At 75.7% G+C, this 7,818-nt stretch carries 6 protein-coding genes; all 6 read left to right on the top strand.

What is annotated here, in order from left to right:
* Positions 1-1,395 (top strand): proton-conducting transporter membrane subunit (locus tag K6I33_RS27920; protein ID WP_229357309.1); only part of this gene is annotated, 1,395 nt, incomplete at its 5' end.
* Positions 1,396-1,398: 3 nt separating this feature from the next.
* Complete coding sequence (locus K6I33_RS27925) at positions 1,399-2,937, top strand: NADH-quinone oxidoreductase subunit C (RefSeq protein ID WP_229357310.1); 1,539 nt, start codon at positions 1,399-1,401, stop codon at positions 2,935-2,937.
* A gap of 117 nt (positions 2,938-3,054) precedes the next feature.
* On the top strand, positions 3,055-3,996 hold the full coding sequence (locus K6I33_RS27930; RefSeq protein WP_229357311.1) for a serine/threonine dehydratase: 942 nt from the start codon (positions 3,055-3,057) through the stop codon (positions 3,994-3,996).
* 117 nt (positions 3,997-4,113) lie between these two features.
* Positions 4,114-4,647 (top strand): hypothetical protein, encoded by a 534-nt coding sequence (locus tag K6I33_RS27935; RefSeq protein WP_229357312.1) that lies wholly within the window; start codon positions 4,114-4,116, stop codon positions 4,645-4,647.
* The gene (locus tag K6I33_RS27940; protein ID WP_229357313.1) at positions 4,644-6,542 is read left to right on the top strand and encodes a GMC family oxidoreductase; all 1,899 of its coding nucleotides are present in this window, start codon (positions 4,644-4,646) and stop codon (positions 6,540-6,542) included. Before K6I33_RS27935 ends, K6I33_RS27940 begins: the two co-directional genes overlap by 4 nt.
* Positions 6,539-7,645 carry a ferritin-like protein gene (locus tag K6I33_RS27945; protein WP_229357314.1) on the top strand — a complete coding sequence of 369 codons (1,107 nt, stop codon included), beginning with the start codon at positions 6,539-6,541 and terminating at the stop codon, positions 7,643-7,645. Before K6I33_RS27940 ends, K6I33_RS27945 begins: the two co-directional genes overlap by 4 nt.
* Positions 7,646-7,818 lie beyond the last annotated feature (173 nt).

Genomic DNA, 7,818 nt, shown 5'->3' on the forward strand with positions numbered 1-7,818 from the left:
CGGTTTCGGGAAGGGGCGGTCCGGGGGAGAACGCCCCGCGCCGTCACCCCGTGGCTCGCCCTCCTCTCCCCCCTCACCGTCCTCGCCTGCGCCGTCGCCCTCGCCCGGACCGTCACCCGGCACGGCCCCGTCGCCGGGTACGGGCTGCGCGCCGACGCGCTCAGCGTGTGGATGCTGCTGACGGTCGGGGCCGTGGCCGTCCTGGCCTGCGCGGCGACCGGGCCCGAGGCCCGGACCGCCCGGCGCTACCACGCCCTGGTCCACGCCTTCCTCGGCACGCTCGCCACCGCCGTCCTCGCCGCCAACCTCGGGATCGTCTGGATCGCGATCGAGGCGACCACGATCCTCACCGCCTTCCTGGTCGGCCACCGCCGCACCCGGGCCTCCGTCGAGGCCGCCTGGAAGTACGTGCTGATCTGTTCGGCCGGCATCGCCCTGGCGTTCCTGGGCACCGTGCTCCTCTACTACGCGGCCCGCCGCGCCGGGATCCCCGAGGCGTCGGCGCTGGACTGGCCGGCCCTCGCCGCCCGGGCCGGGGAGCTCGACCCGGCCGTCACCCGGCTGGGCACCGGCCTGGTCGTCCTCGGCTTCGGCGCCAAGGCCGGCCTCGCCCCGCTGCACGCCTGGCTCCCCGACGCCTACGGCCAGGCGCCCGCGCCCGTCTCCGCGCTGATGTCCGGGGTGCTGTCCTCCGTCGCCTTCACCGCCCTGCTGCGCTACAAGGTGATCGCGGACGCCGCCCTCGGCCCCGGCTGGACCCGCGCCCTGCTCACCGTGACGGCCCTGCTCACCCTCGCGCTGGCCGCCGCCCTGCTGCTGGCCCAGCGCGACCACCGGCGGATGCTGGCCTATTCGAGCATGGAGCACATGAGCCTGATCGCCCTCGGCGCCGCCGTCGGCGGCCCGCTCGCCGCCTCCGCGATGCTGCTGCACATCACGGGGCACGGGCTGGCCAAGGCCGTCGCCTTCCGCACGGCCGGGCACGTGCTGCGGCTGCGCGGCACCAGCCGGATCGGCCGGGTGCGCGGGCTGCTGGCGCAGGCGCCCGCCGTGGGCGCCCTGTTCGCGCTGGCCGTGCTCGCCCTGCTGGGGCTGCCGCCGTTCGGGCTGTTCGCCGCCGAAGTGGGGCTCGTACGGGCCGGGTTCGCGGCGGGCATGGGCGCGGTCATGGGGGTCGCCCTGCTCCTGCTGCTGGTCGCGTTCGCCGCGCTGGGCGCCCGGACGGCCCGGATGCTGCTGGGCCCGCCGCCCCTGCCGGGGCCGCCCGCGCGGCTCTCCGCCGTGGAGGCGATCCCGCTGGCCGGCGGGCTGGTGCTGTGCGCGGCCCTCGGCGTGACCACCGGGCCCCTCACGGGGCTGCTGAACGCCGCAGCGGCGATCGTCGGAGGACGGTGAGCCATGAAGACGCCCGACACGGCCGCCGGATCACGGACCGTCACCGACACCGACGCCGCCGAACTGCCCGGACGCTTCGCCGCGCTGCTGCGCGCCGGCCACCGTCTCGCCCTGGTCGCCGCCCACCACGACCCGGCCCACGGCGACCGCGACCGCGCCGTGCGCGTCGTCCACCTCTTCGTCTCCGGCCCGCCCGACACCCGTACCGAACTCCACGTACGCCTCGACCCCGACGCGCCGGAACTACCCACGCTGGCCCGGCTCTCCTTCCCCGGGGGACGGTTCGAGCGGGAGATGCGCGACCTGTACGGCATCGTCCCCCGGGACCACCCGCTGCCCCACCGGCTCGTACGGCACTTCCACTGGCCGCGCGGCTGGTACCCGATGAGCCCGGACGCGGGACCGCCCCCGCCCTTCGCCGAGCCCGAGGGGCCGTACCCCTTCCTGGAGGTCGAGGGCGACGGCGTCTACGAGATCCCGGTCGGCCCGGTGCACGCCGGGCTGATCGAGCCCGGCCACTTCCGGTTCTCCGTGGTCGGGGAGACGATCATCAAGCTGAAGGCCCGGCTGTGGTTCACGCACAAGGGCGTCGAGAAGCTCTTCGAGGGCCGGACGCCCGGGCGCGGGCTGCCGCTGGCCGAGCGCGTCAGTGGCGACACCGCCGTGGGACACGCGCTGGCCTACTGCCTGGCCGTCGAGGAGGCCCTCTCCGTCCGGGTCCCCGATGCCGCCCGCCGCGCCCGGGCGCTGCTCCTGGAACTCGAACGGCTCCACAACCACGTCGCCGACCTGGGCGCGCTGTGCAACGACGTCGGCCACGGCGTGCTGGGCGCCCAGGCCCAGCGCGTCCGGGAGGAACTGCTGCGGCTCAACCGGGAGGTCACCGGGCACCGGCTGCTGCGCGGCGGCGTCGTCCTCGGCGGCGCGGAGCTGCGGTCCGTGCCCCGCCCGGGGCGGATGCGGGCGCTCGGCGAGGACATCAGCTCGATCGTGGAGCTTGCCCTGGGTCACACCACCGTCCGGGACCGCTTCACGGGCACGGCCCGGCTCGCCGCCGGGGCCGCCCGGGACCTGGGCTGCCTGGGCTATGTGGCACGGGCCAGCGGCCTGGCCGCCGACGCGCGCCTCGCCCATCCGCTGTGCGACTACGGCCCCGCGCTGCGCGTCCCGGTCCACTCGGGCGGCGACGTACTGGCCCGGTTCCTGGTACGGGCGGAGGAGGCCGACACCTCGCTGGCCCTCGTCGAACAGCTCGCGGACGGCGTCGCTCCGGGCTCCGTCGTGGCCCTGCCGCCCGGGACCGGCCCGGCGGCCCCCGGCCCCCGCTCGGGCGTGGGGCTCGTCGAGGGCTGGCGCGGCACGATCGCCACCCGCGTCGAACTCGGCCCCGGCCCGGGCCCCGTACTGAGCCGGGTGAAGATCGTGGACCCGTCGTTCCTCAACTGGCCCGCGCTCCCGGTGGCCCTGGCGGACACGATCGTCCCGGACTTCCCCCTGGCGAACAAGAGCTTCAACCTCTCCTACGCGGGCAACGATCTCTGAGATGGCATCAGCGCCTATAACCAGCAGACTGCCAGTGAAAATAGGGCCATTCGGCCGAGTCGCCAGCGGAAAAGGTCCCGTACCGTGGAGTGATCCGTTCATTCGAAGGAGCAGGCCGTGCGTGATCTCACCTATGACGACATCGAGCGGGCCGCGGGCCGGCTGGCCGGGCACACCCGGCCCGTCACCGTCGTCGAGGGGGACGACGGCGTCTGGCTGGCCCTGGAGCACATGCAGCACACCGGCTCCTTCAAGGCGCGCGGCGCCTACAACTTCCTCGCCGCCCACCGCGAGGCCGGCACCCTGCCCGAGGCGGGCGTGACCATCGCCTCCGGCGGCAACGCCGGGCTGGCCTGCGCGTGGGCCGCCCGGCTCCAGGGGGTGCGGGCGACGGTCTTCCTGCCCGAGAACGCCCCCCACGTCAAGGTGGCCAAACTGCGCGGCTACGGCGCGGACGTCCGTCTGGTGGGCACCGAGTACGCCGAGGCGCTGGCGGCCTGCGAGGGGTTCGCCGCGACCACCGGCGCCCTGGCCAGCCACGCCTACGACCACCCGCTGATCGCGGCCGGGGCGGGCACGCTCGTCGACGAGATCCGGGACCGGGTGCCCGGGCTGGACACCGTGGTCGTCGCGGTCGGCGGCGGCGGGCTGTTCTCCGGCGTCGCCACCGCCGCCCGCCACCACGGGGTGCGGACCGTCGCCGTCGAGCCCGAGGGCTGCCGCACGCTGAACGCCGCGCTGGAGGCCGGCCGGATCGTCGACGTGCCCGTCGACTCCGTCGCCGCCGACGCGCTCGGCGCCCGCCGGGCCTCGCGCACCGCCCTGGCCATCGCCCGGGACCCCGGTGTGCGCTCCGTGCTGGTGCCCGACACCGCGATCGTCCGTGCCCGCCAGGCGTTCTGGGACGACCGCAGGCTGGCCGTCGAACACGCCGCCGCCACCGCCCTGGCCGCCCTGGCCGGGGGAGCGGGCGCGGCGTACGCGCCTGCTGGGGGCGAGCGCGTGGCCGTGGTGGTCTGCGGTGCCAACACCGACCCCAGCGACCTCGTACGACGCTGAGGACACACGGGTAAGGCCCCGGACAACATCACGGGAGACGAAGGGCGTTCACCCCTCTTCCGCCCATTGCGGACGGTCCGCTAGAAATGCGGCAGTCGTATGGACGGGGGAGTACGGATGGACACCCGGCACACGTCATCACCACCCACACCCGCCGCGCCGCCCGCCGCGCCCCCGGAATGCGCCGGGTTCGTCGAACTGTCGGTACGTCTCACCGGCTTCGACGAGTTCGACCTCCGGGGCACCGGCATGGTCCGGCTGTACCACGACACCACCCTCGACCAGCTGGGCCGGGCGGCCGTGGGCCGCTTCCTCGACGACCTGGCCGCCGCCGGGGGAGACCCCGGCGCCCTCGCCGACGAGGTGTCGCGCGACATCGCCCGGGCCATCACCCACCTGTGGTACCTGGGCGTCTGGCCGTCCCTCGCCCGCGCCACCCACACGGCGCTCGGCCGCGAGAAGCCCAACACCGCCTTCGTCGTCTCGCCCGAGGCGTGGACCGAGGGCCTGGCCTGGCGGACCTTCCACGGCCACCCGCCGGGCGCCCGGCCGCCCGGCTTCGGCACCTGGGCCGACCCGCCCCCCGGCGCCCCGGACCCGGCCACGGAGGGCTCGGCGACGGAGGGTGCGGCCACGGAGGGTGCGGTATGACGGCCCGTCAGCCCACCGGGCACCGCCGCCACGACGTCATCGTCGTCGGCGCCGGCCTCGCCGGCTCCCTCGTCGCCAAACACCTCGGCGACCAGGGGTGGCGCGTCCTCGTCCTGGAGGCCGGCACCGGCACCCCGGCCACTTGGCCGGGCCACCTCGACGCCCTGAACACCTACTACGGGGCCCTCGCGAAGGTCCCCAACGCGCCCTACCGGCCCAACGCCGCCGCGCCCTCCCCGGACGTCCTCGACCTGGAGGGCCTGCCGTCCGGCGGCTACCGGGCCCACGGCCACTTCGTCCAGGACGGCCCCCTGCCCTACGCCAGCGACTACCTGCGCGCCCGCGGCGGCACCACCCTCCACTGGATGGGCCTGGTGCCCCGGATGCACCCCGACGACTTCGCCGTGCGCGCCGACTACGGCTACGGCCGGGACTGGCCGCTGGGCTACGCCGACCTGGAACCCCACTACCGGGCCGCCGAACACGCGCTGGGCGCCGCCGGGGACGCCGACGAGCAGCGCGACGCGATCGGCCTGCCCTTCCCGGCCGGCTACGCCTACCCGATGCGCGCGATCCCCCGCAGCCACCTCGACCGGGTCCTCGCCGCCCGCCTCGACGGCGTGCCCGTCCGGGAGACACCCGGCGGTCCCGAGACCGTCCTGCGCGTGGTCACCACCCCACACGCCCGCAACAGCACCCCCGACCCACGCCACGACGGAGGCCGCGGCTACCGTCCCGTGGGCGCCACCGGCCTGCCCAACTACGGCGAGCGGTGCGTCGGCAACGCCTCCTGCGTCCCCATCTGCCCCGTCCAGGCGAAGTACGACGCCCGCAGGACCCAGGCCACCTGGAGCCACCGAGTCACCCTCCTCACCCGCGCCGTGGTCAACAGGGTCCTCGTCGCGGGCAACGGGCGCGTCCTCGGCGTCGAGTACCAGCGCTACGACGACCCCGCCGCCCCCGCGCACACCACGCACACCGCCGAGGCGGACGTCGTCGTCCTCGCCGCCCACGCCATCGAGAACGCCAGGCTGCTGCTGCTCTCCGGGCTCGCCAACAGCAGCGACCAGGTGGGCCGCAACCTCATGGACCACCCCACGCTGCTCACCTGGGGCCTGCTGGACCGGCCCACCGGCCCGTTCCGGGGCCCCGGCTCCACCTCCGGCCTGGAGGGCTTCCGCACCGGGCCCGCCCGGCGCGCCCGCGCCCCCTTCCGCGTGGAGATCGCCAACTGGGGCTGGAGCTGGCCCACCGGTGCCCCGGCCAGTGACGTCGCCCGCCTCCTCGGCATCGGGCCCGACACCGGGGCGCCGCGCGGCGAGGGCCTGTTCGGCACCGCGCTGCGCGAGACGCTGGGCCGCGAGGTCGGCCGGCAGCTGTGCCTCCAGTTCGCCATGGAACAGGACGCCGAGGGCCGCAACCGCGTCACCGTCGACCCCCGCCGGCGCGACCCCCTCGGCAATCCCCGGCCCGTCCTCACCTACGACCTCTCCGACCACGTCAAACGCGGCATCGCCGCCGCCAGGGCCGTCTCCGCCCGCCTCTTCGCCCTGCTGGGCGCAGACGACCGGACCGCGTACGCGCCGGGGCCCGCCGCGCCCGGCTGGTACCGCTTCGAGGGGAGCGACTACGTCTTCCAGGGCGCGGGCCACGCGGCCGGCACCCACATCATGGGCGACTCGCCCACGACGTCCGTGGTCGACCCGTGGCAGCGCTGCTGGGACCACCCCAACCTCTACGCCGTCGGCTGCGGCAGCATGCCCTCGGTCGGCACCTCCAACCCCTCGCTCACCATGGCCGCCCTCGCGCTGCGCAGCGCCGGGGCCGTCCACCGCGACCTCGGGGAGCTCCACCGGCCCGTCCCCGTCACACGCCGGAAGGAGGAACGGACATGACCGCCGTTCTCGCCGAGCCGCCGTTCCGGGTGCCGCGCGACCGCGCGGACCTCCAGTTGTTCCTCCAGGCAGCGCTGACGCTGGAGCACCTCACCATCCCGCCCTATCTGACCGCGATGTACACGATGCGGGCGGGCACCAACCGCGCCGCCTTCTTCGCCATCCGGAGCGTGGTGCTGGAGGAGATGCTCCACATGACGCTCGTCGCCAATCTCCTCAACGCCGTCGGCGGCCGGCCCCTCGTGGCCCACTCCCGGTTCGTCAGCGCCTATCCCGCCCGGCTGCCCTTCAGCAAGGACGACGTCACCGTCGCCCTGCGGCACTTCGGCCCCGAGGCGCTGAAGACCTTCCTGGCCGTCGAACGGCCCGCGTACGTGGCCGGGCCGCCCGGCCATCCGTCGGTGCGCGAGGCCGACGGCTGGACCTCGGTCGGCCAGTTCTACCGCACCATCCGGGAGGGCGTGCTCCGGCTGACGGCCGGACTCGGCGAGCGCGAGCTCTTCAACGGCGACCCCGCGCGCCAGGTGGGGCCCCGGGACTTCTACAACTCCGGCGGCGAGGTCTTCCCCGTCACGGACCTCGCCTCGGCGCTCACCGCCCTGCGCGTGATCACCGAGCAGGGCGAGGGCGCCGACCGGACCGTCTTCGACACCGACGACCGGCTCTTCGGCGAGGCCCGGCAGCCCGCGCACTACTTCCGCTTCGACGAGATCCTCCGGGAGCGCTCCTACGGGCCCCACGACACCCCCGCCACCGGGCCCACCGGCCCGGCACTTCCGGTGACCTGGGACGACGTCCAGCCCATCGACCCCGCCGCCCGGGCCCGCGACTACCCGCCGGGCGGTGAGGTCCGGCGGGCGGCCGACCGCTTCGACGAGGTCTACGCGCTCCTGCTGTGCGTCCTGGAGCGGGCCTTCACCGGCGACCCCGGGGCGCTGCGCCGGACCGTGCCCACCATGCTGGAGCTCCGCGACCTCGCCGGCCGGCTCTGCCGCAACCCCCACCCCGACCCGGAGAGGCGGGCGCGGGGGCTGTTCGCGTCACCCACGTACGAGATCACTAGTAGCCGGTTGGCGCGTGCCCGGTCGGAGCTTGCGGGCTGACGGCCGGCGGGGCCGCCGTCCGCTCCGGCGGTGCCTGCGTCCTCCGCTCCGGCGGTGCCGCCGTGTGCTCGGGCGGGGCCGCCGTCCTCACGGGCGGGGCCACGGCGGTGGTGTGGACGGGCGGCGGCCCCGCCCGAGCACACGGCGGCACCGCCGGAGCGGAGGACGCAGGC

This window comes from Streptomyces sp. UNOB3_S3, assembly GCF_020740895.1.
In the GTDB taxonomy this organism is placed as follows: Bacteria; Actinomycetota; Actinomycetes; order Streptomycetales; family Streptomycetaceae; genus Streptomyces.

Bases quoted from the DNA above. Each gene is read 5' to 3' on its own strand.
- K6I33_RS27935 (WP_229357312.1), top strand. From the start codon at position 4,114: ATGGACACCCGGCACACGTCATCACCACCCACACCCGCCGCGCCGCCC.
- K6I33_RS27945 (WP_229357314.1), top strand. From the start codon at position 6,539: ATGACCGCCGTTCTCGCCGAGCCGCCGTTCCGGGTGCCGCGCGACCGC.
- K6I33_RS27925 (WP_229357310.1), top strand. From the start codon at position 1,399: ATGAAGACGCCCGACACGGCCGCCGGATCACGGACCGTCACCGACACC.
- K6I33_RS27940 (WP_229357313.1), top strand. From the start codon at position 4,644: ATGACGGCCCGTCAGCCCACCGGGCACCGCCGCCACGACGTCATCGTC.